Below are 24,411 nucleotides of genomic sequence, written 5' to 3' on the forward strand. Positions count from 1 at the left end.
GCGGTCGCCGCCAGAGGCCTGGAGGTCGCATCCATGACGCACGTCATGACGCCGTCACAAGATTAGGCGTTGACGTGGGGGCTTTCGCATGGCCAATGCGCGCCAGCACTATTTGCAGGTCCCGTCCGCAAGGCCGGGGCCTTTCCTTCGTTGTACTACCTGCCTCTTCAGGAGAACCCTCATGAGCCAGTGGCCCGTCTATCATGATATTACCGGTCCGATTGTGATCATCGGTTTCGGCTCCATCGGCCGCGGCACGTTGCCGCTGATCGAACGTCATTTCAGGTTCGACAAGACCCGCCTGGTGGTGATCGATCCGGCCGACACCAACCGGCATCTGCTGGATGAGCGCGGCATCACGTTCATCCAGGAGGCGGTGACCCCGGAGAACTACAAGACGCTGCTGCAGCCGCTGCTGACCAAGGGCGGCGGCCAGGGGTTCTGCATCAACCTGTCGGTCGACACCTCGTCGGTGGCGATCATGGAGCTGTGCCGCACGCTGGGTGCCTTGTACATCGACACCGTGGCGGAGCCGTGGCCGGGCTTCTATTACGACGCCACCATGGATACCGGCGCGCGCACCAACTACATGCTGCGCGAGCGGGTTCTGGCGGCGCGCGCCCGGGCGCCGGGCGGCACGACGGCGGTGTCCTGCTGCGGCGCCAATCCGGGCATGGTGTCCTGGTTCGTCAAGCAGGCGCTGCTGAATGTGGCGACCGACAGCGGCGTGCCCTATGCCGTGCCGAAATCGAAAACCGAATGGGCGGCGCTGGCCGCCAAGGTCGGGATCAAGGGCATTCACATCGCCGAGCGCGACACCCAGCGCTCCAAGAAGCCGAAGCCGGCCAATGTCTTCGTCAACACCTGGTCGGTCGAAGGCTTCATCTCCGAGGGCCAGCAGCCGGCCGAGCTCGGTTGGGGCACCCATGAGACCTGGATGCCGGACACGGCGCGGCGGCACAGCGTCGGCTCGGGCGCGGCCATCTATCTGCTGCAGGCCGGCGCCAATACCCGGGTGCGCTCCTGGTGCCCGACCCGCGGCGCCCAATATGCCTACCTGGTCACCCATAACGAGGCGATCTCGATCGCCGATTTCCTGACCGTGCGCGACGGCGCGGGCAAGGTGACCTACCGGCCGACCTGCCACTATGCCTATCACCCGTCGAACGACGCGGTGCTGTCGCTGCATGAAATGTTCGGCGCCGCCGGCAAGCGGCAGGACGGCTGGCAGATTCTCAGCGAGAACGAGATCGAGGACGGTGTCGACGAACTCGGCGTGCTGCTCTACGGCCATGGCAAGAACGCCTATTGGTACGGGTCGCAGCTCTCCATCGAGGAGGCCCGGCGGCTGGCGCCCTATCAGAACGCCACCGGCCTGCAGGTGACCTCGGCCGTGCTCGCCGGCATGGTCTGGGCGCTGGAAAACCCGGAAGCCGGCATCGTCGAAGCCGACGACGTCGATTTCCAGCGCTGCCTGGAAATCCAGCGGCCCTATCTCGGTCCGGTCATCGGCACCTATACCGACTGGACGCCGCTGGACGGCCGTCCGGGCTATTTCCCCGAGGATATCGACACCAGCGATCCCTGGCAGTTCCGCAACATTCTCGTGCGGGACTGACGGTTCCCGGCGATCGGGTTCCGGTTTTCTCCTGAGTGCCGATCCGGTTGTTCCAGCCGGAACGGCGGACCATCCTTGGTTCCGGCCGCCCTCGACGGCGGCCGGTCCAACGATCGTTCCAGGGGAGGATGCCCATGCCTATCCGACCACGGGCCGCGCTGATCGGCGCGGCCATGGCGCTCGGCCTTGCGCTGGGGACGCCGCCCGCCGTCCCGGCCTTTGCCCGGGAGGCGGCCGCGCCGGCGCGCTTCACACCATCGGGGCTCGAGCGGATTCGCCAGCAATTGCGCACGGACGTGGCGCAGGGCCGCATTCCCGGCGCGGTGCTGCTGATCACCCGCGGCAACGGCACGCTGCTCGAAGAGGCCTTCGGCCAGCAGGATATCGCCGCCGCCAGGCCGATGCGGCGCGATTCGATTTTCCGGATCGCCTCGATGACCAAGCCGCTGGTCTCGGTCGCGGCCATGCAACTGGTCGAGCAGGGCAAGATCCAGCTCAACGACCCGGTTTCCGCTTATTTGCCCGAATTGCAGGGGCTGAAGGTCGCCGTCGAACGACGCGACGCCGGCGGCCAGGTCACGACCGAGCTCGTCGATGCCCGGCCGATCACCATTCAGGATCTGTTCCGGCACACTTCGGGCCTGACCTATCATTTCCTCGGCCAAATGAACCCGGTGCGCCGGGCCTATGCCGATCAGGACATTGCCGGGCTCTACGGGCCTGATGCGGGCGAGATGTTGCGCCGGCTCAAGACGATACCGCTGATGTACCAGCCGGGGAGCACCTTCGAATATTCCGTCTCCACCGACATTCTCGGCCACGTCGTCGAGCGCGTCACCGGCAAGAGCCTGGACGTGGCGCTCGACGAGATGGTGCTGAGGCCGCTCGGCATGCGCGACACGGTGTTTCAGGTGACCGGCCAGAGGCTCGCGCGCCTGGCCAATGCCCGGCCTGGCGATCCCGACACGGAGACGATGAACTGGCTGGATCTGACCAAGCCGCCAAAACGCTTCTCCGGCGGCGCTGGCGCCGCCTCGACCGCGCGGGATTATGGCCGCTTCATGCGGATGCTGTTGAACGAAGGCGAGCTCGATGGCGTCCGGCTGCTGTCACCGCAGACCATCCGCTACATGATGTCGGATCATCTGGGGCCGGTGCGCGGCCCGATCTATCTGCCGGGTGCGGGCCATGGTTTCGGTCTCGGCTTCGCGGTGCGAACCGACCAGGGCATGGCGGCGACCATCGGCAACAGGGGCGAAGCCTGGTGGGGCGGCATCACCGGTACGCGCTTCTGGGTCGACCCGGCCAATGATCTCGGAGTGGTGCTGATGATCCAGGCGCCGAACCAGCGCAACTATTACCAGTCGGTCATGCGCAACCTGGTCTATGGCGCCATGGGGCGTGCTGGCCGCTGAGCAAAATTGCCTAAATCCTAGGCACCTTCTGCTCATGTTATGCAATTGCTCAGATGGCGGGGGGCTCCTAACCTTTCGCCGTCTGAGAGGTTGCATCATGGGGTCCATGCTTTCGCGCCGTTCGTTCGGCGCGCTGACCGGCGGTGTGCTGGGCGCGGCGGCGCTGGCCAGGGGACTCGGCGCTCCGGCCTTGGCGCAAAGCCTGACCAAGCTGCGCATGGTGCTGAACTGGCGCTATCAGGGCCCGCAGAGCTGGTTCTTCCTGGCCCAGGACAAAGGCTATCTGCGCGAGGCCGGCGTCGAGCTGGAAATCGACCAGGGCGACGGGTCCGGCGCGGCGGTCGGCCGGGTCGCCTCGGGTGCCTATGACATGGGCTTCGGCGACATCAACGCGCTGATGGTGCTGGCCGGCCGCAAGCCCGGGCCCGATCCGTCGACGCCGGTCGGCATCTACATGATGTTCAACCGCCCGCCCTTCACCATCGCGGTCAAGGCCGACGGGCCGATCAAATCGCCCAAAGATCTGGAGGGCCGGACACTCGGCGGCCCGGCCAATGACGGCGCGCTGCAATTGTTCCCGGCCTTCTGCAAGCTCGCCGGCATCGACGCGGCGAAGATCGGCATCACCAATATGGCGCCGAGCCTGCGCGAGCAGATGCTGCAGCGCGACCAGGTCGCGGGCGTATTCGGCTTCGTCAACACGATCCGGTTTTCCGCCAAGCTGGTCGGCATCGATCCCGACAAGCAGTTCCGCTTCATCAATTACGGCGATCACGGCATGGATCTCTATTCCAACTGCCTGATCGTCTCGAAGAAGCTCACCACCGACAATCCGGACGCCGCGCGCGGCGTGGTGCGCGCCTTCAACCGGGGTCTCGTCGATACGCTTAGAGGTCTCGACGCCGCGGTCGAGGCGGTCGCCCGGCGCGAGCCGCTGATCAACAAGGCGGTCGAGAAAGAACGGCTGATCGCCACCCTGCAGGACGAAATGGCGCATCCGGAGATTGCGACATCGGGGCTCGGCGCGCCGGATCCTGTGCGGCTCGCCCGATCGATCGGCATCGTACGCGAGGCCAATGGGCTGGCGCGTGCGCCGGCTCCCGCCGAGATCTTCACCGATGCCTTCCTGCCGCCCATGGCCGAACGCATCACCCGGCTCGGCTGAGGGAAGCATCATGGAACTCGATCTCAAAGGCCGCGTCGTGGTCATCACCGGACCGGCCAAGGGCATGGGCGCGGCGGTCACCCGTGGTTTTGCGGCCGAAGGCGCACGGCTGGCGCTGCTCGGCCGGGATATCGGCGCGATCGAACCGGTGGCCGGCGAGGCACGGGCGGCCGGCGCGGATATCAGGGTCTTTGCCTGCGACATCACCAGGAGCGCCGATTGCGACGCGGCGGTCGCCGGCGCGATGGCGGCCTTCGGCGGGCGGATCGACGTGCTGGTCAATGTCGCCGGCGGTTCGGGGCCGATCGGCAAGACCGGCTGGCAGACCACCGAAGAGGAGTTCGACGAGATCGTCGATCTCAACATGCGCGGCTGTTTCAACACCATGAAGGCGGTTACACCCGCCATGATCGCGCAGGGCTACGGCAAGATCGTCAATGTCGGCGGCACCTTCGGCATGCGGGGCAGGGCCGGCCGCATGGCCTATTCGGCGTCGAAATGGGGATTGCGCGGCATCACCAAGAGCTTCGCGCTCGAGGTCGGTCCCTATGGCATCAACGTCAATTGCGTGGCGCCGGGGATGATCGAGGGCGAGCGCTTCCGCACCAAGGTGGTGCCGGAAATGGCGCGCCGGCTCGGTATTTCGGAAGCCGAGGCGGTCGAGAAGCACGCGAGCGACTATGCGCTCCGGCGGGTTTCGACCGATGTCGACGTCGCCAATGCCTGCCTGTTCCTGGCCTCCGACGCAGCGCGCCAGATCACCGGCGTCGACCTGCCGGTCGACGGCGGCTGGGCCATGTTGTGAGGCCGGAGATGAGCGGTCCCGATCTTCTGATCAAAGGCGGCACGGTGGTTGGCGGCAGCGCCACCTTTGCCGCCGACGTGGCGGTCAAGGACGGCCTGATCCAGGCGGTCGGGGCGCCGGGGTCGCTGACCGGGGCGCGTGAGACACTCGACGCGACCGGCCTGTTCGTCCTGCCCGGCGCCATCGACGTGCACGTGCATTTCCGCGAGCCCGGCTATACCCACAAGGAAGATTGGGAAACCGGCACGGCGGCCGCCGCCATGGGTGGCACGACCACCGTGTTCGAGATGCCGAATACCCATCCGCCGACCCGCTCGCTCACCGAGCTTCGCGACAAGCAGGCGGCCGCGCGAAAGGCCTATGTCGATTTCGGCATCTATGGCCTGCTGGCGGAAGACAATATCGCCGAGCTCCAGGGACTGATCGACGGCGGCGTCAACGCCTTCAAGTGCTTCATGGGCAATACTTTCGGCAATCTACCCTCGCCCTCGACCGGCGCCATGCTGGAGGGGTTCGAGATCATCGCGCCCTCGGGCCTGCGCATTTCGCTCCATGCCGAGACGGCATCGATCATGGCCTGGCGCCAGCAGCGGCTGATCGCCGCCGGCCGCAACGATCCACTCGCCCACATCGCGGCGCGGCCGGCGGTGGTGGCGGCGGAGGCGGTGGCGCGCGCGGCGATCCTGGCCGAATGGACCGGCGCGCGGGTGCATGTCCTGCACATTTCCTCGGCCCTCGAACTCGGCCCCTTACGCGACGCCAAGGCGCGCGGCGTCGACATCACGGGCGGCACCTGTCCCTGCTACCTGCTGCTCGACACCGGCGATTATGCCCGGCTCGGCTCGGTCATCCGGGTCAATCCGCCGGTGCGCGAGGCCGCCGATTCCCAGGCGATCTGGGCCGCGCTGAAGGATGGCACGGTCGACCTGATCGAGACCGATCACGCGCCGCACAGCCTGGACGAAAAGACCAAGGCGGTGATCTGGGAGGCGGATTGCGGCTTCCCAGGCGTCGAGACGCAGATGCCGCTGATGCTGAACCAGGTCTCCCGGGGCCGCCTCAGCCTGCAGGACTATGTGCGCTTCTCGGCCGAGCAGCCGGCAAAGCGTTTCGGTCTCTGGCCGGTCAAGGGGCGGATCGAGGCCGGCGCCCATGCCGATATCGCCGTCGTCGACATGACCAGGACCGAGACCATCCGGGCGGCGGCCTTGCATTCGCGCGGCAAGGTCACGCCGTTCGAAGGCGAGAGCGTCACCGGCGTGCCGGTGCACACGCTGGTGCGCGGCCGTTTCGTCCAGAGGGATCGTCAGCTGGTCGCCGAGGCGAGAGGGCACGGCCGGCAGGTCACCGACATCCAGCGCATGCCGGCGCCCGTGCTGAAACACACCGACCAGACTTTGGCATCGGTCTTGCGAACTCCGAACCCGTCATAGCCAATCCACCCGCAGCCAGGATCGGAATCATCCATGCGTGCCGCGCTCGCCACGATCGATCCAGACCCGGTTGCCCATAATCCGGGCAGCACGACCCAGGTGTCGCATGCCAGGCCGTTCATCGAATTCGAGAAGGTCTCGGTGACCTTCGGCCGCGGCGCGAAACGGGTGCAGGCGCTGGCGGAAACCTCGCTGGCGGTCGCCGAGGGCGATTTCGTCGCGCTGGTCGGCCCGTCCGGCTGCGGCAAGTCGACGCTTCTGAAGCTGGTCGGCGATCTCATGAAACCGTCGACCGGTTATGTCTATGTCGGCGGCCGTGAGCTCGGCGCGACCCCGATCCGCATCGGCATGGCCTATCAGAACCCGACCTTGCTGCCCTGGCTGAGCATCCGCGACAATGTGATGCTGCCCTTGAAGATCGTGCCGCCGTTCCGCAGCGAATTCCGGGCCAAGCGCAAGACCGCGTTCCGCGACCGGGCGGAGGCGCTGCTCGCCCAGGTCGGGCTCTCGGGTTTCGGCGACAAATATCCCTGGCAATTGTCCGGCGGCATGATGCAGCGGGCCAATCTCTGCCGGGCGCTCATCCACGAACCGGACCTCCTGCTGCTCGACGAGCCGTTCGGCGCGCTCGACCAGTTCACCCGCGAGGAGCTCTGGCAGATCATGCAGGCGCTGTGGATGACCCGGAAGACCACGGTGCTGCTGGTGACCCACGACCTGCGCGAGGCGGCTTTCCTCGGCAGCCGGATCTGCGTGATGTCGGCCCGGCCCGGGCGGATCCTCGAGGACAAGCCGGTCCAGTTCGCCCGGCCGCGTTCCATCGACATGACCTATCAGCCGGATTTCGTCGCGCTGAACCAGACCTTGCGCGGCCTCATCGTCGAGGCGCGCGGCGGCAGCGGCATCGTTCAGGCCGGAGGGCATTGAGATGGAGCGCGCGCTCGAACTGATCCGTGAAAAGGCCGCCTCGACCAGCCTGATCATCGGCGTCTTCCTGTTCTGGGAGCTCGCCTGCCTGATGCTCGGCATTTCCGACATCGTGCTGCCGCGGCCGAGCCAGATCATCCAGGCGCTCGTCCAATACTGGCCGGCGATCTGGCCGCACACCTACCAGACGCTTTACACGACCCTGGTCGGCTTCGGCATCGGGGTGGTCATCGGCATGGCCTTCGGCCTGGCGGTCGGCTCGTCGAAGCTCGCCTATGACACGGCCTATCCGCTGCTGGTCGGTTTCTCCTCGATCCCCAAGGTCGCGGTCGTGCCGATCTTCGTCCTGTGGTTCGGCGCCGGCACCGTGCCGGCGATCCTGACCGCGGCGATCATCTGCATCTTCCCGATCGTGGTGAATGTCGCAACCGGAATCGCCACCGTCGAACCCGAACTCGAGGACGTCATGAAGACGCTGAAGGCCTCGAAATTCGATATTTTGTGGAACGTCGCGCTGCCGCGCTCCATGCCCTATTTCTTCGCCTCGCTGAAGGTGGCGATCACGCTGGCCTTTGTCGGTTCGGTGGTGGCCGAGACGGTCGCCTCGAACCGCGGCATCGGCAACATGATGATGATCGCGTCTTCGACCTTCAATGTGCCGCTGGTCTTTGCCGGCCTGTTCGTGCTCGGCGCGCTCGGCGTCGGGCTCTACGTCATCTTTTCCATCGTCGAATACCGGATCACCGGCTGGGCCCATCGCAAGGACCTGGCCGTCACCTGAGCCGTCGAGCCCGCTTCCCTAAAAACCTTGAGGACACGCCATGACCGCATCCCGCCGCATGTTCCTCGCCGGTTGCGCCGCCACGCTCGCCTGTCCGGCGCTGGCGCAGAGCCGGGTGCCGATCAAATTCACCCTCGACTGGCGCTTCCAGGGCATCCATGCCTGGTATTACCTGGCGGCCGAGAAGGGCTATTTCCGCGACGCGGGGCTCGACGTGACGATCGACCAGGGCGAGGGGTCGGCCGCGACCGTCACGCGCATCATGGGCGGCGCCTATGATGCCGGTTTCGGCGACGTCAACGCGATCATCCAGAACGCGGCGGCACGTCCCGGCGAGCAGCCCGTGATGGTCTACATGATCTACAACAAGGCGCCCTTCGGCATCGTGGTCAAGGCGTCGAGCGGCATCAGGGATGTCAAGGACCTGGAGGGCCGGAAGCTCGGCGGACCCGCCGGCTCGGCCACCACCCGCATGTGGCCGGCCTTCGCCAAGCTCAACGGCATCGATCCGGCCAGGAGCGAGATCCTCAACATGGCGCCTAATCTGCAGGAGCAGATGCTGATCCAGGACCAGGTTCAGGCCTCGCTGATCTTCACCCTGACCAGCTACATGAACCTCGTCGGCATGCGCCAGGATCCGGACAAGGACTTCCGCTGGTTCATCTTCGGCGACTACGGCATCTCCTCCTATTCAAACGGCATCATGGTGTCGCAGAAGCTCATGCGCGACCGGCCTCAGGCCGTGCGCGGCCTCGTCGCCGCGATCAACCGGGCGATGAAGGAAGTGCTGGCCGATCCGGCGGCCGGCATGGCGCCGATGACCCGGGTCGAACCGCTGTTCAACGCCGCCCTCGAAGCGCGCCGGGTCGACTATGCCGCCAAGACGGCCATGCTGACGCCGGAGGTGCGCCAGCTCGGCTTTGGCGATGTCGCCGATTCGCGCATGGCGCGGGCGATCGACCAGATCGTCGACGCTTTCGGCTTGCCGCGCGCGCCGGCTCCGGGTGAGGTATTCAACCGTGCGTTCCTGCCGGCGGCCGCCGAACGGAGCGTCGCGGCCTGACCGGGCCGCCGGCTCAACCGGCCTGCATGGAGCGCTTGCATGTCCCGCATCATCACCTGCGCGGCGATCCTCGACAGTTCCGGCGTGGCGCGCGGGCCCTCGCGCATCACGATCGGGGGCGCCACGATCGCCGGCGTCGAGGCCCTGCCGCCGGGGGCGCCGCATGACGATCTCCTGGTCATGCCGGCGCTCGCCAATGCCCATGACCACGGCCGGCCGATCCGTACTTCGTCGATCGGCGGCTTCGCCAAGCCGCTGGAGACCTGGCTGCACCGGCTGAGGCTGTTCGCGCCGGTCGATGCCCATCTCGCCTCGCTCGCGCCGTTCGGCCGGGCGGCGTTGGGCGGGCAGGGCGCGGTCATGGTCCATTATACCGGTGTGCAGGGGGTGACCGACTACGTCACCGAAGCCAGGGCCGTGGCGCGAGCGGCCGGCGATGTCGGCCTGCGCATCGCCTTCGGCATCGCCATGCGCAACACCAACCCGCTCGTCTATGGCGACAGCGCGCCGATCCTTGCCGCCCTGTCGGACGAGGCCCGCGCCGATATCACCACGCGTTTCCTCGGCGCACCGATGAGCGTCGCGGAGCAGATGGCGCGGGTCGATGCGGTGGCCGAGGCCATTGGTTCCGACATGGTCGATGTCCAGTACGGCCCGAACGGCGTGCAATGGGCGACGCCCGACCTTTTGGAGGCCATTGCCGCGGCCTCGGCCGCCACCGGCCGGCGGGTTCACATGCATCTGCTCGAGACGCGTTATCAGCGCGCCTATGCCGACCAGCATTTTCCGCAAGGCATCGCCCGCCACCTCAGGGATATCGGCCTGCTGTCGCCGCGCCTGACGCTGGCCCATTGCACCTGGGCCAATCCGGAGGATCTCGCGATCATCGCCGAAAGCGGCGCCACCATTTCAGTCAATACCTCGTCCAACCTGGCGCTGCGTTCCGGGCTCGCGCCGGTCGCGGCCATGCTCAAGGCCGGCTGCAAGGTGGGCATCGGCATTGACGGCCAGGCTTTCGACGAGGATGACGACCTGATCCGCGAGATGCGCCTGGTCTGGTCGCTGCACGGCGGCTGGGGTTTCGATATCAAGGTGACGCCGGCCGACGTCATGCGGGCGGTCTTCGCCAATGGCCACGCGACCTTGCGCTCGCCGGTCACCGGCCGGATCGAGGCCGGGGCGCCGGCCGACCTGCTGATGCTCGACCGGGCCGCCCTCGACGAGGATGCGCTGTTGCCGGTCGCCCCCGCCGAATTGCTGTTTTCGCGCGGTTCGGCCCGCCATCTCGCCGAATCGATGGTCGCCGGCCGGACCATCGTGAGGGACGGCCGGGTCACCGGCATCGACCTCGATGCCGCGCAAGCCGAACTGAGGGCGACGCTGCGGGTCGGGATGCCTTCGCGCGAGCGTTTTCGCTGCATCCTGCCCGAGCTGGAGACCGCGATCTGCGACCATTTCACCGACCGCCTGGGCTGTTGCTAAGCCCGCCGCTTTGCCTAGATTGCCGGGACTTGGTCGCTCAGTTCAAAGGATGGAATCATGCGGGCGCGTATCCTGTTGAAAGGCCTTGTGGCCGCATTCGCGACCCTCGGCCTGGCGGCGATCGCCGAGGCACAGGGCACGCGCGAACTGCATATCTTCAACTGGTCGAACTATATCGACGAGCAGGTGCTGCGCGACTTCGAGCGCGAGTTCAACGCCAAGGTCACCTACGACACCTATGATTCCAACGAGGTGCTGGAGACGAGGCTTCTGGCGGGCCGTACCGGCTACGACATCGTGGTGCCCTCGGGACCGTTCCTGTCGCGCCAGATCGCCGCCAATGTGCACCGCCGGCTCGAGCCGGCGAAGATCCCCAACCTGACCAATCTCTGGCCGGACGTGCAGCGCCGGGTCGCCGAATTCGATCCGGGCAATGCCTATTCGGTGAACTATCTCTGGGGTACCACCGGGATCGGCTACAATGTCGCCAAGATCCGCGAGCGGATGGCGGACGCGCCGCTCGATTCCTGGAAACTCGCCTTCGACTTCGACACGCTGAAGCGTTTCAAGGATTGCGGCATCCATTTCCTCGATACCGCCGAGGATCTTTTGCCCTCGGTGATGCGCTATCTCGGCCGCGACCCGAATTCCAAGCGCGCCGAGGACTGGGAGGCCGCCGCCGCCCATATCCAGCTGCTGCGGACGCTGGTGACCAAGTTCCACTCCTCGGAATATATTTCGGCGCTGGCCAATGGCGATATCTGCCTGGTGGTCGGCTATTCCGGCGACATCTTCCAGGCGCAGAAGCGCGCCCGCGAAGCCGGCAACGGCATCGACATCCAATATGTGATCCCGCGCGAAGGCGCGCAGATGTGGTTCGACCAGATGGCGATCCCCGCCGATGCGCCGAACCCGGATCTCGCCCAGGCCTTCATCAATTACCTGCTCAGGCCCGAGGTCGGCGCCAAGGTCGCGAGCTTCGTCTCCTATGCCAGCGGCAATCTCGCCGCCAGGCCGCTGGTCGTGGCCGCGGTGCGCGACAATCCTTCGATCTATCCGCCCGAGGAGGTCATGGCGCGGCTGTTCACCGTGACCAGCCCCGATGCCCGCCTGCAGCGGGTGATCACCCGGGCCTGGACACGGGCCAAGACCGGCCGGTGAGGCGAGAGGTTTCCGCCAAGGACCGCCCGATTGTGCTTTTGGCGGGTTGACGTGGGGACAGGCAATTCGTGGATGCCCGGGACAAGCCCGGGCAAGACGATGGGGCGCGAGCACGAGCGAATGAGGCCGGGCCGCCACCGCCCCGCTCGCTCCGTCTTGGCCGGGCTTGTCCCGGCCATCCATGACTTCAGCCCAATTCCGGTGGATTTTCGCCATCGAGCAGCGCGCAAGAATGCCGCCGCGCCTGTCCGGAGAGGGCGATGATCCCCGTGCAGCGTCGCCGGCGCATTTTCTTCGCGAACCGGTTCCCACTTCGCTTGAAAATGCTCTATGCGTTCCTGCCGTGAACGAGATCGCGCGGACTGCTGCTTTGACGACATCGCTCGGGGCCGTGCGCTCCGCCTTCGCCCCGTGGGACGACCCGGCCCTGAAGCCGCTGGTCGTTTATGACGCCGTCACCAAGCGCTACGGCGCCGAGACGGCCGTCGATGACCTGACGCTGGAGATCTACGAACGCGAGTTCTTCGCGCTGCTCGGTCCCTCGGGATGCGGCAAGAGCACGCTGATGCGGCTGCTCGCCGGTTTCGAGACGCCGACCGCAGGCCGTGTCGTGCTCGGCGGCCGGGATCTCGCCGGCGTTCCCGCGCATCGGCGCCCGGTGAACATGATGTTCCAGTCCTATGCGCTGTTTCCGCATATGACGGTGGAAAAGAACATCGCCTTCGGCCTCACCATGGAAAAGCTGCCGAAGGACGAGATCCGCGAACGGGTCGCGGCCATGCTGAAACTGGTCAAGCTCGACACCTATGCCGGCCGCAAGCCGCATCAATTGTCCGGTGGCCAGCGCCAGCGGGTGGCGCTGGCGCGCGCCCTGGTCAAGCGGCCGCAGGTGCTGCTGCTCGATGAGCCGCTCGGCGCGCTCGACCGCAAGCTGCGTGAGGAGACCCAGTTCGAACTGGTCGCCCTGCAGCAGCGGCTCGGCGTCACCTTCGTCGTGGTGACCCATGACCAGGACGAGGCGATGACCATGGCGACCCGCATCGCAGTCATGGACAAGGGCCGGGTGGTGCAGGTGGCGCCGCCGCCGGTCATCTACGAGGCGCCGGCCACGCGTTACGTCGCCGGCTTCATCGGCGACATCAACCTGATCGAAGGCAAGGTCGCGGCGGTCGCCGGTGCCCGCGCGGCGATCGAGACGGCGATCGCCGGCCGCGTCGAGATCGAGACGGCCGAGAGCCTGTCGGTCGGCCAGGCGGTGGCGGTGGCCTGGCGGCCGGAAAAGACCCGGATCCTGCGCGCCGACGAGCCGGCGCCGGCGGGCCGCCTGGTCATTCCCGGGGTGGTTCACGATATCGGTTATCTCGGCGACTGGACCACCTATGTGGTCGAGACCGGCGCCCAGAGGCTGCGGGCGGCGGTCGCCAACGCCGCGCGCAGCGTCGAGCAGCCGATCGCCTGGGATGAGCCGGTGCGCCTAGCGGTGGCGCCCGATGCCTTCATCCTGCTGACCCGGTAGCCGCGATGAGCGACCACGCCACCCGCCGCGTCACCATCCTGGTGCCCTATCTCTGGCTCGCGCTGTTCTTCCTGGTGCCCTTCGCCATTGTCGCGAAGATGTCGCTGTCGCAGGTGGCGACCGCGATCCCGCCCTACGAACCGGCATTCCTGGCCGGCGACGGCCTCGCCGGCTGGCTCGACAAGGCGCGGCAGCTGTCATTCGCCAATTACGGGGTCATCGCCGGCGACAGCCTCTATATCGACGCTTTCGTCTCGTCGCTCAGGATCGCGGCGACCGGCACCTTGATTCTGCTCGTTATCGGTTACCCGATGGCGCATGCCATGGCGCGCGCGCCCGACAGGCTCAGGCCGCTCCTGGTCATGGCGGTGATCCTGCCGTTCTGGACCAGCTTCCTGATCCGGGTCTATGCCTGGATCGGCATCCTGAAGCCGGAGGGACTGCTGAACGAGCTGTTGCTCGGCCTCGGCCTGATCGGCACGCGGCTGCAGATCGCCAATACCGAGACGGCGATCCTGATCGGCGTGGTCTATTCCTACCTGCCCTTCATGGTGCTGCCGCTCTATGCGGCGCTGGAACGGCTCGACCGCAGCCTGCTGGAGGCGGCCAACGATCTCGGCTGTCCGCCCTGGCTGGCGTTCTGGCGCATCACCGTGCCGCTGACGCTGCCCGGCATCGTCGCCGGCTGCTTCCTGTGCTTCATCCCGATCACCGGCGAAGTGGTGATCCCGGACCTGCTCGGCGGCTCGGACACGCTGATGATCGGCAAGACCTTGTGGACCGAGTTCTTCGCCAATCGCGACTGGCCGGTGGCCTCCGCCGTCGCCATCCTGCTGCTGATCGTGCTGGTCGGGCCGATCATGATCTACCAGCACCTGCAGGCGCGCCAGCTGGAGGCCGCACGATGAACCGGGGCTCCCGCTGGATCGACGCGACCGCGCTGACGCTGGGTTTCGGCTTTCTCTATTTGCCGATCGTCATCCTGATCGTGTTCTCGTTCAATGCGAGCCAGCTGGTCACCGTCTGGGGCGGCTTCTCGACGCGCTGGTACGGCGCGATCCTGGACAACCGGCAGCTCATGGAATCGGCCTGGATGACCGCCAAGGTCGCCTTCGTCTCGGCGACCCTCGCCACCGTCATCGGCACGCTGGCGGCGCTTGCCCTGACCCGCTACCTGCGCTTTCGCGGCCGCTTCCTGTTCACCGGCATGGTCTATGCGCCGCTGGTCATGCCCGAGGTGATCACCGGCCTGTCTCTGCTGCTGCTGTTCGTGTCGCTCGGCATCGACCGCGGTTTCTGGACGGTGACGGTGGCGCACGCCACCTTCACGCTCGGCTTCGTCGCGGTGGTCGTGCAGTCGCGCCTGGTGACCTTCGACGCCTCGCTGGAGGAGGCCGCCGCCGATCTCGGCGCCTCACCGGCGCAGGTCTTCCTGCGGGTGACGCTGCCGATCATCGCGCCGGCGGTGATCGCCGGTTTCCTGCTCGCCTTCACCCTGTCGCTGGACGATCTCGTCATCGCCAGCTTCACCACCGGGCCGGGGGCGACCACGCTGCCGATGCGCATCTACAGCCAGGTCCGGCTCGGCGTGACGCCGGAGATCAATGCCATCTGCACGCTGATGATCGCGGCGGTGACGGTGGCGGTCATCGCCGCCTCGCTCGCCACCAAACGCGACGCCGTCGCCAAGGGGCGGTAGCGGCTTGCTGAAAACTTGACCGGGGTCCATCCAAAGTGGTCTCTGCGATCAGTCAGTAGCGCCCGCCGGAGGCCCGTCGCTCATGTCAGCAGCCGTCGATCGCCTCCTGAAGATCCTCGACCTCGAGCGGCTCGAGGTGAACCTGTTCCGTGGCCAGAGCCCGCAGGAGGGCTGGCAGCGCGTGTTCGGCGGCCAGGTCATCGGCCAGGCGCTGGTGGCCGCCTGCCGCACGGTCGAGGGCCGTTCGCCGCACTCGCTGCATGCCTATTTCGTGCTGCCCGGCGATCCCAAGGCACCGATCATCTACGAGGTCGAGCGCATCCGCGACGGCAAGAGCTTCTCGACCCGGCGCGTGCTGGCGATCCAGCACGGCGCCGCGATCTTTTCGCTCTCCGCCTCGTTCCAGGTCGAGGAGGAAGGCTTCGAGCATCAGTTCGGCATGCCCGACGTGCCGCCGCCGGAAAGCCTGCCGGCGGAGGCCGAGATCGGCCGCAATCTCGATCCCGCAGCACCGGCCGCGATAAAAGCCTATTTCGCCCGCGAACGGCCGATCGAGCTGCGTCCGGTCGAGCTCGAGCGCTATCTCGGCGCACGCCAGCCCGACGGCAAGTTCCACGCCTGGATCAGGGCCACCGGCGCCTTGCCCGACGATCCGGTCGTCCATCGCTGCGTGCTTGCCTATGCCTCGGACATGACGCTGCTGGACGCGGCCCTGATCCCGCATGGGCGCACCCTGTTCGACGCCACGATCCAGGGCGCCAGCCTCGACCACGCCATGTGGTTCCACCGGCCGTTCCGCGCCGACCAGTGGCTGCTCTATGCCCATGATTCGCCCTCGGCCCAGGGCGCGAGGGGCTTTGCCCGTGGCTCGATCTTCACCCGCGACGGCCTGCTGGTGGCCTCGGTGGCGCAGGAAGGCTTGATCCGACCCCGCCGGGACGGTTAGGGCGGATATCGCCACTGCCTCAATTTTAGGCGGTCTCGAATGGCAATGCTGCGGCCGCTTTGTGGCGAGGCTTTGTATTGCCTATTGTTTGGGCAGCAACCCTGGCGGGCACCCCGATGCCACCGAGCTTGACCTCTTATCTTATTGAAATAATTGATTTTTCGATGCGTCGCGGCGACTGGCACGCGACTTGATTCCCTGACCCCGGTTCGGATCGCAGCCCCTGCTTGGGTTGAGCCGAAAAGCCGCCAGCAACGCTTCAACCCGGTGCCTTCCGGCGAAGCCAATTCGGGGATGTCGATATGAAAATCGTGATGGCTATCATCAAGCCATTCAAACTGGAGGAGGTCCGCGACGCCTTGACCGGCATCGGGGTCCACGGCCTCACGGTGACGGAAGTGAAGGGCTATGGCCGGCAGAAAGGTCATACCGAAATCTATCGCGGCGCCGAATATGCCGTGAGTTTTCTGCCGAAACTGAAGATCGAAGTGGCGGTGCCGGCGGGCGACGTCGACAAGGTCGTGGCTGCCATCGCGGGCGCCGCCAAGACCGGCCAGATCGGCGACGGCAAGATCTTCGTGACCTCGATCGAGCACGCCGTGCGCATCCGCACCGGCGAGACCGACATCGACGCGCTCTGACGCGGCCCCCAACGCCCCAATATCCTTCCGGAGTATTTCCACATGACAAAGTCCTTATGTTCCCGGTGGGGCTTCGCGGCGCTTGCGCTGTTGGCCGCCGTGGCAGTCTTCGTCGAACCGGCGCTGGCCCAGGCGCCGGCGCCGACCCCGCCGAAGCCCAACCCGGGTGACACCGCCTGGATGCTGACCTCCGCCCTGCTCGTGCTGCTGATGACCGTACCGGGCCTGGCGCTGTTCTATGGCGGCCTGGTGCGCACCAAGAACATGCTGTCGGTGCTGACCCAGGTCTTCGTGATCGTGGCGCTGGTGGCGATCATCTGGGTGATCTACGGCTACTCGCTGACCTTCACCAATGGCGGCGGCCTCAATGCCTATGTCGGCGGCTTCTCCAAGGCCTTCCTGATCGGGGTCGACGCGAATTCCACCGCCGCGACCTTTTCGAACGGCGTGGTGATCCCCGAGCTCGTCTATATCTGCTTCCAGATGACCTTCGCCTGCATCACGCCGGCGCTGATCATCGGCGCCATCGCCGAGCGGGCCAAGTTCTCGGCGGTCATCCTGTTCGTCGTTCTGTGGGTGACCTTCGTCTATTTCCCGATCGCCCACATGGTCTGGTACTGGGCCGGTCCCGATGCCATCGCCGATGCCGTCAAGGCGGTCGCCGCGGCCGGCGCCGACGCCGCCAAGAAGGCGGCGGCCGAAGCCAAGCTGGCCGAGATCAAGGCCGATGCCGGCCTGATCTACCAGTGGGGCGCGCTCGACTTCGCCGGCGGCACGGTGGTCCATATCAATGCCGGCATTGCCGGCCTCGTCGGCTGCCTGGTCATCGGCAAGCGCATCGGTTACGGCAAGGAACTGATGCCGCCCCACTCGCTGGTCATGACCATGATCGGCGCGGCCCTGCTCTGGGTCGGCTGGTTCGGCTTCAATGCCGGCTCGAACCTCGAGGCCAACGGCACGGCGGCGCTCGCCATGATCAACACCTTCGTGGCCACCGCGGCCGCGGCACTGGCCTGGCTGTTCGTCGAATGGGCGGCCAAGGGCAAGCCGTCGCTGCTCGGCGCGGTGTCGGGCGCGGTGGCGGGCCTGGTGGCGGTGACCCCGGCCTCCGGTTTCGCCGGTCCGATGGGCTCGATCGTCCTCGGCCTGGTCGCCGGCGGTGTCTGCTTCGTGTTCTGCTCGACGGTGAAGAACGCCTTCGGTTACGACGACTCGCTGGATGTCTTCGGCATCCATTGCGTCGGCGGCATCCTCGGCGCGCTCGCCACCGGCATCCTGGTCAATACCTCGCTCGGCGGCGTCGGCATTCCCGACTACGAAACCAAGCCGGGTGAGCTGGCGGTCGCGGCCTACGAGTTCGGCCCGGCCTTCCTGGCCCAGGTGAAAGCGGTACTGCTGACCATCGTCTGGTCCGGCATCGGTTCGTTCATTCTCTACAAGATCGTCGACGTGGTCGTCGGCCTGAGGGTTTCCGCCGACCGCGAGCGCGAGGGTCTCGACCTCGCCGAGCATGGCGAGCGGGCCTATAATCCCTGAGGCCTGCCGGCTCCCGGGATAATAAAAAAAAGCCCCCGGCGCGCCTGCGTCGGGGGTTCTCTTTTGCCCGCGGCGCGCCACGCGCGGCAGCCCGTCGGGCGATGGTTAATCCCCCGTCAACCCTTGCCTCGCTAAGTTCAGGTTCACGAACCGGATGGCTCTCCGGGGCGGCCGCCTGCGCGCGGATCGCCCCGTTCGGCTCTCCCTTCACAGGATGCGACCGACATGGCTGTGGCGCGGCGGCATACCGGGCTCTCGATCTTTCCCGAGGCGATGAAGGGCGCGATGCGCCGCAAGATCCGGCAGATCGGTGGTCTGGCGATCCTCGCGGCCGTCGGCCTGGCGGCGCTCGCGCTGATGACCTGGACCGCGGGCGATCCCTCGCTCAGCCACGCCACCAATGCGCCGGTCAAGAACTGGGTCGGCCGGCCAGGCGCGATCCTGGCCGACCTTCTGATGCAATTGTTCGGGCTCGGCGCCATTGGCCTTCTCGGCGTGGCGGCCGCCTGGGGCTGGCGTTTCGTCACCAACCGGCCGTTCGATCGCGAAGGCCTGCGGATTCCGCTCGGCATCGCGGCCGGCATGATCCTGGCGGTCGCCGCATCCGTTGTTCAGGCGCCGCGCGGCTGGCCGCTGCCGACCGGCATCGGCGGCGTGATCGGCGACGGGGGCCTGGCGGTGATCAGCGCGGTCGCCGGCAATCTCTCGGGCATGGCGCGGATCGTGGTCGCCATCGCCATTCTCGGCCTGGGCCTGACGATCGCGGCGATCTCGGCCGGCGTCATGATCAAGACGGCACGGGTGGCCGACGACGATGCCGCCGACGAGCTCGCTCCGGCCCGTACGGTGCGCGTGCGCCCGGTCGACGACCAGGAGCCCGGCCGTCTCGGTGGTCTTGCCGCCAACAGCCTCGGCGCCCTCGCCCATGGCCTGTTGTCGGCCAAGGCCAAGTTGAAACGGATGGCGGGCGAGGCGCCGGACCTGGCGCGTGCCGCGGCCGGGGCGCCGACCGGGCGCGCCGATGCCGCCGCGCCGGGCGCCGCGACGCCGGGTCTCGCCGCCCGGGCCAAGGCCTTCTTCACCGAGCCGGACGACGATTTTCCGGTGGCCGCCCGGACCTCCGGCGCGCGCCGGGAGCCGGTGGTCGAGGCCGCGGCCGAGCGGTCACCCCGAACCTTCCATGCGCCGCCGGCGCGCGTCCGCCAGGACGAGCCGGAGATCGTCGACGCACCGAGGACCGTGCCGGGGACCGGGCCGGCGCTGGCCGGCCGGCCGCCGGTCGAGGACGACGAGCCGCCGTTCGAGGTCGGACCCCGCCCGGTCGCCGACGGCCGCGGGCCGCGCATTCACGCGCCGGCGCCGGCGCCCCGTCCGGTGGCGGTGCAGCAAAAGCTGCCCCTGCCGGCGCCCGACGGCGTCGACGACACCTACGAGCTGCCGCCGCTCGATCTGCTGACCGAACCCAAGCCGTCCGAGCGCGATGCCACCATGTCGACCGAGGCGTTGCAGGACAATGCGACGACGCTCGCCTCGGTGCTCGACGATTTCGGCGTGCGCGGCGAGATCATCAATGTCCGGCCCGGCCCGGTGGTCACCCTCTATGAGCTGGAACCGGCGCCCGGCACGCGCTCCAACCGGGTCATCGGCCTCGCCGACGACATCGCCCGCTCGATGTCGGCGGTCTCCGCCCGCGTCGCCCTGGTGCCCGGCCGCAATGCCATCGGCATCGAACTGCCGAATGCCCGGCGCGAGAACGTGCTGCTGAGGGAAATGCTGGCGAGCCAGGATTTCATGACCGCCAAGGAGAAGCTGCCGATCGCACTCGGCAAGACCATCGGCGGCGATCCGGTGATCGCCGATCTCGCCAAGATGCCGCATCTCCTGGTCGCGGGTACCACCGGCTCGGGTAAGTCGGTGGCGATCAACACCATGATCCTGTCGCTGGTGTTCCGGCTCCGGCCGGACCAGTGCCGGCTGATCATGGTCGATCCGAAAATGCTGGAATTGTCGATCTATGACGGCATTCCGCACTTGCTCACCCCCGTCGTCACCGATCCGAAAAAGGCGGTCGTCGCGCTCAAATGGGCGGTGCGCGAGATGGAAGAGCGCTACAAGAAGATGTCGAAGCTCGGCGTCCGCAATATCGACGGCTTCAACGCGCGCATGGCCCAGGCCCGCGGCAAGGGCGAGCTCCTGACCCGCACCGTGCAGACCGGTTTCGACCGCGAGACCGGCGAGGCGATCTACGAGCAGGAGGAGATGGGCCTCGACCCGATCCCTTATATCGTCGTCATCGTCGACGAAATGGCCGATCTGATGATGGTCGCCGGCAAGGATATCGAAGGCGCTATCCAGCGCCTGGCCCAGATGGCGCGCGCTGCCGGCATCCATCTGATCATGGCGACGCAGCGGCCCTCGGTCGACGTCATCACCGGCACGATCAAGGCGAACTTCCCGACCCGCATCTCGTTCCAGGTCACCTCCAAGATCGACAGCCGCACCATCCTGGGCGAGCAGGGCGCGGAGCAGTTGCTCGGCCGCGGCGACATGCTGTTCATGGCCGGCGGCGGCCGGATCAGCCGTGTCCACGGTCCCTTCGTGTCCGACGAAGAGGTCGAGCGGATCGTCAATCACCTGAAGCAGCAGGGCGCGCCCGATTATCTCGAATCGGTCACCACCGACGAGGAGGAAGGCGGCGAGGGCGACGGTGAGGACGGCGCGGTATTCGACAAGGGCGCCTTCGGCGACGAGCCGGCCGACCTCTACGACAAGGCGATCCAGGTGGTCATGCGCGACAAGAAGGCGTCGACCTCCTATATCCAAAGACGGCTGCAGATCGGCTATAACAAGGCCGCCTCGCTGATTGAGCGGATGGAACGGGAAGGCATTGTCGGGCCGGCCAACCATGCCGGCAAACGCGAGATCCTGCTGCCCGAGGGCGCGGATTGAGGGACGAGTTTCGCCTCGAATTCGCCCTATCGCCTGCCTATCACCCGCGCCGACCAAGTTTCATGGAGCAGCGATGACGAGACGCCTGACAATCGCGGGACCGGCCTGCCTGCTGGTGGCCGGGATCGCGCTGTTCGGGGCGCCCTCGTTCGCGGCCGCTTCCGATCGGCCGATCGTGCTGGCCCAGGGAGCCCCGCTGCAGCTCGGCCCGCCGCCCGGTGCGCCGGCGCCAGGCGGTGGCCCGCGGGTCGCGCCGGTGCCGGCGGTCAGGCCTTCGACCGATTCGCCGACCGCGCCCGCCATGCCGCAACCGCCCGGCCAGGCGGCCGCTCCGGCGCCAGCCGCTGCGGCGGCCGGGCCGCTGACCGCGCCGGTCCGGCGCCAGGCGCCGCGCGCCGCGCGCGGCATCGACGCCGATACGCGCGACATCGCGCAGCACGTGAATGCCTATTTCAACAGCATCCGCTTTATGCAGGGCGATTTCGTCCAGGTCGGCCCGGACGGCCGGCGTACCACCGGCAAGCTCTATCTCGACAAGCCCGGCAAGATCCGTTTCCAGTACAATGCGCCGAGTCCGGTCGAGATCATCGCCGACGGCCAGTCTGTGGCGGTGCGCGACCGGCGCCTGAACACCCAGGACATCTATCCCCTGTCGCAGACGCCGCTGCGCTTCCTCCTGTCCGACCGGGTCGACATCATGCGCGACGCCAATGTCACCTCGGTCACCCGCGACCCCGACTATGTCATCGTCATGCTCGAGGAGCGCCAGGCGATCGGCGGCACCAACCGGCTGATGATCCTGTTCAACGCCAGCGATTTCACGCTCCGCCAGTGGACGGTGTTCGATGCCCAGGGCTACGAGACCTCGGTCGCCGTGCACAATCTCGACACCACCCGCAGGCCCGACCAGCGGCAGTTCCGGATCAATTACGAGCGCATCCTGCAGTAGCGCGACTTCTCCGGGGTGAATGCCCTGGTGCTACCGCGCACAGCGGCTCTGACGGGTTGATGCTGGTGCAAGCAAGTCGTGGATGCCAGGGACAAACCCGGGCAGCACGATGTATTGAGCTTGCTGTGTGCTGGGCGACAGGTGCGGTCATGAGCCTTGGCCGATCCAGTGCCCGCCGCTCCAAAGACATTGCTTGTACCGGCCAGCCACGACCTCGGCCCCGGTGAAAAACGCCGCTGCGCCTATCCGGTCAAAGAACCTCGATCGCCTACCGTGCCGCGGTCCTAGTCGATGGCGTTCAGCGTGCGCATGACGGTCCAGCGCGAGGTGAGCGCCGCGACCGCCGTGACCAGCACGACCAGCACGGTAATGCCGACATAGCCGGTCGAGCCGAGCGAGAAGGTGCCGAACAGCGCCTCGATCTGGTCGCCGCCGGCGGTCGCCCGCCAGCGCGACGCGACGAGCCCGGCCGCCAGGATGCTCAGGATCGCCGCCGCGCCGCCGGCGAGCCCGCCCTTCAGCGCCAGCCAGAGGAAATGGCTCTGGAACTCGCCGGCGATGAAGGCGTCGCGCGCGCCGACGAAATGCAGGACCTCGACGACCGGCCGGTTGGTGGCGACTGCGGCGCGCGTCGCGAAGATCACCGAAAGCCCTGTCGTCAGGATCATCAGGATGACGATGACCAGGCCGACAATGACGACCGCGCGGGCCATGGCCTTGAGCCGGTCGAACCATTGGCGGTGGTCGTCGAGGCTGGCGGTCGGCACCTGCTCGACCAGCGCCCGCTTGAGGCCGGCCAGGTCGGCCGGCCGGTCGTCGGCAAGCCTCAGCACGATCAGCCTGGGGATCGGCAGGTCGTCGGTGGCAAGCCCGGTGCCGAGCCAGGGCTCCAGCATGCGGGCGGTCTCCTCCGCCGTGTAGGGCGAGACATCGGCGACGCCGGGAAAGCGAACGGCGACCTCGGTCGCCCTGACAACGTCGGCCTGCAGGTTGCGGCCGGGCGCGGGACGCACCTGAATGGTCGCCTCGCGCACGATCGAGGCGGTCCAGTCGTCGGCGGCGGTGCGCACCAGGTCGACCGCGCCGACGGTGAGCGAGCCGAGAAAAGTCATGATGGCGATGATGACGATCAGCGCCCGGCCGGCGATCGAAGAGGGCGGCACCAGCGAGACGCCCGAGGTCGTCGGCCGCCGGCCGCCGTCTTCGGCATCCTCCGCCGCGGGCTGCCGCTGTCCGGGCAGGCCCAGGCGCCGGGCAAGCGGGGCCCAAAGGTCCTTCAGCGCCGTCACCACCGGTCATCCTCCGGGTGGTGCGGGTCGCTGATCGACACCGAGCCGTCGTCGATGATCAGGCGGCGCGCCTCGACCTGGTCGAGCAGCGAGAGGTCGTGGGTGGCGATCAGCACGGCGGTGCCGGTGCGGTTCAGCTCGACGAACAGGCGAAGCAGGCGTTTGGCCAGCGGCGGATCGACATTGCCGGTCGGCTCGTCGGCCAGCAGCATTTCGGGACGCACGATGACGGCGCGGGCAATCGCCGCGCGCTGCTTCTCGCCGCCCGACAGGATCGGCGGATAAGCGTCGATCCGGTGGCCGAGCCCGACCCATTCCAGGAGGTCGACGACCTCGGAGCGGTAGCTCGCCTCGTCCTTGCCGAGCACGCGCATGGGCAAGGCGACATTCTCATAGGTGGTCAGGTGGTCGAGCAGGCGAAAATCCTGGAACACGATGCCGATGCGCCGGCGCAGCACCGACAATTCGTCCTTCGACAGGCGCGCGGTGTCGTGGTCGAACACCGTGACCAGGCCGCGGGTCGGCCGGAGCGACAGGAACAGCAGTTTCAGCAGGCTGGTCTTGCCGGCGCCCGATGGTCCGGTGAGAAACTGGAAGGAATGCGGGTCGATGCCGAAGGACAGATCCCGCAGCACCTCCGGACCGAGGCCGTAGCGCAAACCGACATTCTCGAAACGGACCAAGGGGCAGTGTCTCTCATCGTCAGGGTCGCGAGGCGTGATTCGCAAGCGCGCGATCATGCCACGGCCGGCGACCTTACGCTCCAGGGAGCCGAGGCATTTGAGGGGCCGGATGTGGCGCGTCGAAGGCGGCGGCCGGCAAAAGCCGGCGCGTGGGGCGTCGGGCCGTGCATGCGCGGTTGCGTCGCACCTGTTGCGGGCGGCCGGGCGGCCCTTTCCGTTGCGGGCTCCGGCGGGCGGATCGCGGCCCGGTTTCGGCTGTCCAACCTGCCCGGAACCGTCGCGGCGCACACAATCCGGTGCTCTGATGATGCCGCACTTAACGGCCAATTAACCACGCCCAAGCGAGTGTGCAT

Annotated in this window: 20 protein-coding genes; 18 read left to right on the top strand and 2 right to left on the bottom strand. The window is 67.3% G+C overall.

The genetic code is table 11. The features are described 5' to 3' along the window. Window positions 1–181: 181 nt before the first annotated feature. The 18 genes from AC07WJ_RS02365 to AC07WJ_RS02450 all read left to right on the top strand — a co-directional run bounded on the left by AC07WJ_RS02365 (window position 182) and on the right by AC07WJ_RS02450 (window position 22,086). Window positions 182–1,618, top strand: a complete 1,437-nt coding sequence (locus AC07WJ_RS02365; protein WP_494932924.1) for a homospermidine synthase — start codon at window positions 182–184, stop codon at window positions 1,616–1,618. Between the two features lie 134 nt (window positions 1,619–1,752). Continuing rightward, window positions 1,753–3,033, top strand: a complete 1,281-nt coding sequence (locus tag AC07WJ_RS02370; RefSeq protein ID WP_494932925.1) for a serine hydrolase domain-containing protein — start codon at window positions 1,753–1,755, stop codon at window positions 3,031–3,033. 97 nt (window positions 3,034–3,130) lie between these two features. After that, on the top strand, window positions 3,131–4,198 hold the full coding sequence (locus AC07WJ_RS02375; RefSeq protein WP_494932926.1) for an ABC transporter substrate-binding protein: 1,068 nt from the start codon (window positions 3,131–3,133) through the stop codon (window positions 4,196–4,198). Window positions 4,199–4,208: 10 nt separating this feature from the next. Further along, window positions 4,209–5,003: an SDR family NAD(P)-dependent oxidoreductase gene (locus AC07WJ_RS02380; RefSeq protein ID WP_494932927.1), complete on the top strand. Its 795-nt coding sequence runs from the start codon at window positions 4,209–4,211 to the stop codon at window positions 5,001–5,003. Window positions 5,004–5,011: 8 nt separating this feature from the next. Continuing rightward, window positions 5,012–6,436 (top strand): dihydroorotase, encoded by a 1,425-nt coding sequence (locus tag AC07WJ_RS02385; RefSeq protein ID WP_494932928.1) that lies wholly within the window; start codon window positions 5,012–5,014, stop codon window positions 6,434–6,436. 33 nt (window positions 6,437–6,469) lie between these two features. Next, complete coding sequence (locus tag AC07WJ_RS02390) at window positions 6,470–7,363, top strand: ABC transporter ATP-binding protein (protein WP_494932929.1); 894 nt, start codon at window positions 6,470–6,472, stop codon at window positions 7,361–7,363. A 1-nt stretch (window position 7,364) separates the two neighbouring features. Beyond that, complete coding sequence (locus tag AC07WJ_RS02395) at window positions 7,365–8,144, top strand: ABC transporter permease (RefSeq protein ID WP_494932930.1); 780 nt, start codon at window positions 7,365–7,367, stop codon at window positions 8,142–8,144. Between the two features lie 40 nt (window positions 8,145–8,184). Continuing rightward, a complete protein-coding gene (locus AC07WJ_RS02400; RefSeq protein ID WP_494932931.1) occupies window positions 8,185–9,207 on the top strand; it encodes an ABC transporter substrate-binding protein in 1,023 nt (340 codons plus the stop codon). Between the two features lie 39 nt (window positions 9,208–9,246). Next, window positions 9,247–10,689, top strand: a complete 1,443-nt coding sequence (locus tag AC07WJ_RS02405; RefSeq protein ID WP_494932932.1) for an amidohydrolase family protein — start codon at window positions 9,247–9,249, stop codon at window positions 10,687–10,689. A 57-nt stretch (window positions 10,690–10,746) separates the two neighbouring features. Continuing rightward, the gene (locus tag AC07WJ_RS02410; RefSeq protein WP_494932933.1) at window positions 10,747–11,850 is read left to right on the top strand and encodes a polyamine ABC transporter substrate-binding protein; all 1,104 of its coding nucleotides are present in this window, start codon (window positions 10,747–10,749) and stop codon (window positions 11,848–11,850) included. Between the two features lie 370 nt (window positions 11,851–12,220). Continuing rightward, on the top strand, window positions 12,221–13,366 hold the full coding sequence (locus AC07WJ_RS02415) for an ABC transporter ATP-binding protein (RefSeq protein WP_494932934.1): 1,146 nt from the start codon (window positions 12,221–12,223) through the stop codon (window positions 13,364–13,366). Window positions 13,367–13,371: 5 nt separating this feature from the next. Continuing rightward, complete coding sequence (locus tag AC07WJ_RS02420; RefSeq protein WP_494932935.1) at window positions 13,372–14,274, top strand: ABC transporter permease subunit; 903 nt, start codon at window positions 13,372–13,374, stop codon at window positions 14,272–14,274. After that, complete coding sequence (locus tag AC07WJ_RS02425) at window positions 14,271–15,065, top strand: ABC transporter permease (RefSeq protein ID WP_494932936.1); 795 nt, start codon at window positions 14,271–14,273, stop codon at window positions 15,063–15,065. The genes AC07WJ_RS02420 and AC07WJ_RS02425 overlap by 4 nt, the downstream gene beginning before the upstream one ends. 82 nt (window positions 15,066–15,147) lie before the next feature. Then, entirely contained in the window at window positions 15,148–16,011 is an 864-nt protein-coding gene (tesB, locus tag AC07WJ_RS02430; protein ID WP_494932937.1) for an acyl-CoA thioesterase II, read from the top strand. Between the two features lie 302 nt (window positions 16,012–16,313). Further along, window positions 16,314–16,652 carry a P-II family nitrogen regulator gene (locus AC07WJ_RS02435; RefSeq protein WP_293426991.1) on the top strand — a complete coding sequence of 113 codons (339 nt, stop codon included), beginning with the start codon at window positions 16,314–16,316 and terminating at the stop codon, window positions 16,650–16,652. 42 nt (window positions 16,653–16,694) lie between these two features. Next, the gene (locus AC07WJ_RS02440) at window positions 16,695–18,188 is read left to right on the top strand and encodes an ammonium transporter (RefSeq protein WP_494932938.1); all 1,494 of its coding nucleotides are present in this window, start codon (window positions 16,695–16,697) and stop codon (window positions 18,186–18,188) included. A 225-nt stretch (window positions 18,189–18,413) separates the two neighbouring features. After that, complete coding sequence (locus AC07WJ_RS02445; protein ID WP_494932939.1) at window positions 18,414–21,137, top strand: FtsK/SpoIIIE family DNA translocase; 2,724 nt, start codon at window positions 18,414–18,416, stop codon at window positions 21,135–21,137. A gap of 73 nt (window positions 21,138–21,210) precedes the next feature. Next, window positions 21,211–22,086: an outer-membrane lipoprotein carrier protein LolA gene (locus AC07WJ_RS02450; RefSeq protein WP_494932940.1), complete on the top strand. Its 876-nt coding sequence runs from the start codon at window positions 21,211–21,213 to the stop codon at window positions 22,084–22,086. Between the two features lie 284 nt (window positions 22,087–22,370). Here AC07WJ_RS02450 and AC07WJ_RS02455 read toward each other — a convergent pair whose 3' ends face one another. Both AC07WJ_RS02455 and ftsE read right to left on the bottom strand, forming a co-directional pair. Further along, window positions 22,371–23,375 carry a cell division protein FtsX gene (locus AC07WJ_RS02455; RefSeq protein ID WP_494932941.1) on the bottom strand — a complete coding sequence of 335 codons (1,005 nt, stop codon included), beginning with the start codon at window positions 23,373–23,375 and terminating at the stop codon, window positions 22,371–22,373. Continuing rightward, on the bottom strand, window positions 23,372–24,058 hold the full coding sequence (gene ftsE, locus AC07WJ_RS02460; protein WP_494932942.1) for a cell division ATP-binding protein FtsE: 687 nt from the start codon (window positions 24,056–24,058) through the stop codon (window positions 23,372–23,374). Before ftsE ends, AC07WJ_RS02455 begins: the two co-directional genes overlap by 4 nt. Window positions 24,059–24,411: the final 353 nt, after the last annotated feature.

The sequence above is a fragment of the Phreatobacter sp. GW821-FHT04C01 genome, assembly GCF_059420385.1.

Coding starts and splice junctions, on each gene's coding strand:
- AC07WJ_RS02365 (WP_494932924.1), top strand. CDS start 182: ATGAGCCAGTGGCCCGTCTATCATGATATTACCGGTCCGATTGTGATC.
- AC07WJ_RS02370 (WP_494932925.1), top strand. CDS start 1,753: ATGCCTATCCGACCACGGGCCGCGCTGATCGGCGCGGCCATGGCGCTC.
- AC07WJ_RS02375 (WP_494932926.1), top strand. CDS start 3,131: ATGGGGTCCATGCTTTCGCGCCGTTCGTTCGGCGCGCTGACCGGCGGT.
- AC07WJ_RS02380 (WP_494932927.1), top strand. CDS start 4,209: ATGGAACTCGATCTCAAAGGCCGCGTCGTGGTCATCACCGGACCGGCC.
- AC07WJ_RS02385 (WP_494932928.1), top strand. CDS start 5,012: ATGAGCGGTCCCGATCTTCTGATCAAAGGCGGCACGGTGGTTGGCGGC.
- AC07WJ_RS02390 (WP_494932929.1), top strand. CDS start 6,470: ATGCGTGCCGCGCTCGCCACGATCGATCCAGACCCGGTTGCCCATAAT.
- AC07WJ_RS02395 (WP_494932930.1), top strand. CDS start 7,365: ATGGAGCGCGCGCTCGAACTGATCCGTGAAAAGGCCGCCTCGACCAGC.
- AC07WJ_RS02400 (WP_494932931.1), top strand. CDS start 8,185: ATGACCGCATCCCGCCGCATGTTCCTCGCCGGTTGCGCCGCCACGCTC.
- AC07WJ_RS02405 (WP_494932932.1), top strand. CDS start 9,247: ATGTCCCGCATCATCACCTGCGCGGCGATCCTCGACAGTTCCGGCGTG.
- AC07WJ_RS02410 (WP_494932933.1), top strand. CDS start 10,747: ATGCGGGCGCGTATCCTGTTGAAAGGCCTTGTGGCCGCATTCGCGACC.
- AC07WJ_RS02420 (WP_494932935.1), top strand. CDS start 13,372: ATGAGCGACCACGCCACCCGCCGCGTCACCATCCTGGTGCCCTATCTC.
- AC07WJ_RS02425 (WP_494932936.1), top strand. CDS start 14,271: ATGAACCGGGGCTCCCGCTGGATCGACGCGACCGCGCTGACGCTGGGT.
- tesB (WP_494932937.1), top strand. CDS start 15,148: ATGTCAGCAGCCGTCGATCGCCTCCTGAAGATCCTCGACCTCGAGCGG.
- AC07WJ_RS02435 (WP_293426991.1), top strand. CDS start 16,314: ATGAAAATCGTGATGGCTATCATCAAGCCATTCAAACTGGAGGAGGTC.
- AC07WJ_RS02440 (WP_494932938.1), top strand. CDS start 16,695: ATGACAAAGTCCTTATGTTCCCGGTGGGGCTTCGCGGCGCTTGCGCTG.
- AC07WJ_RS02445 (WP_494932939.1), top strand. CDS start 18,414: ATGGCTGTGGCGCGGCGGCATACCGGGCTCTCGATCTTTCCCGAGGCG.
- AC07WJ_RS02450 (WP_494932940.1), top strand. CDS start 21,211: ATGACGAGACGCCTGACAATCGCGGGACCGGCCTGCCTGCTGGTGGCC.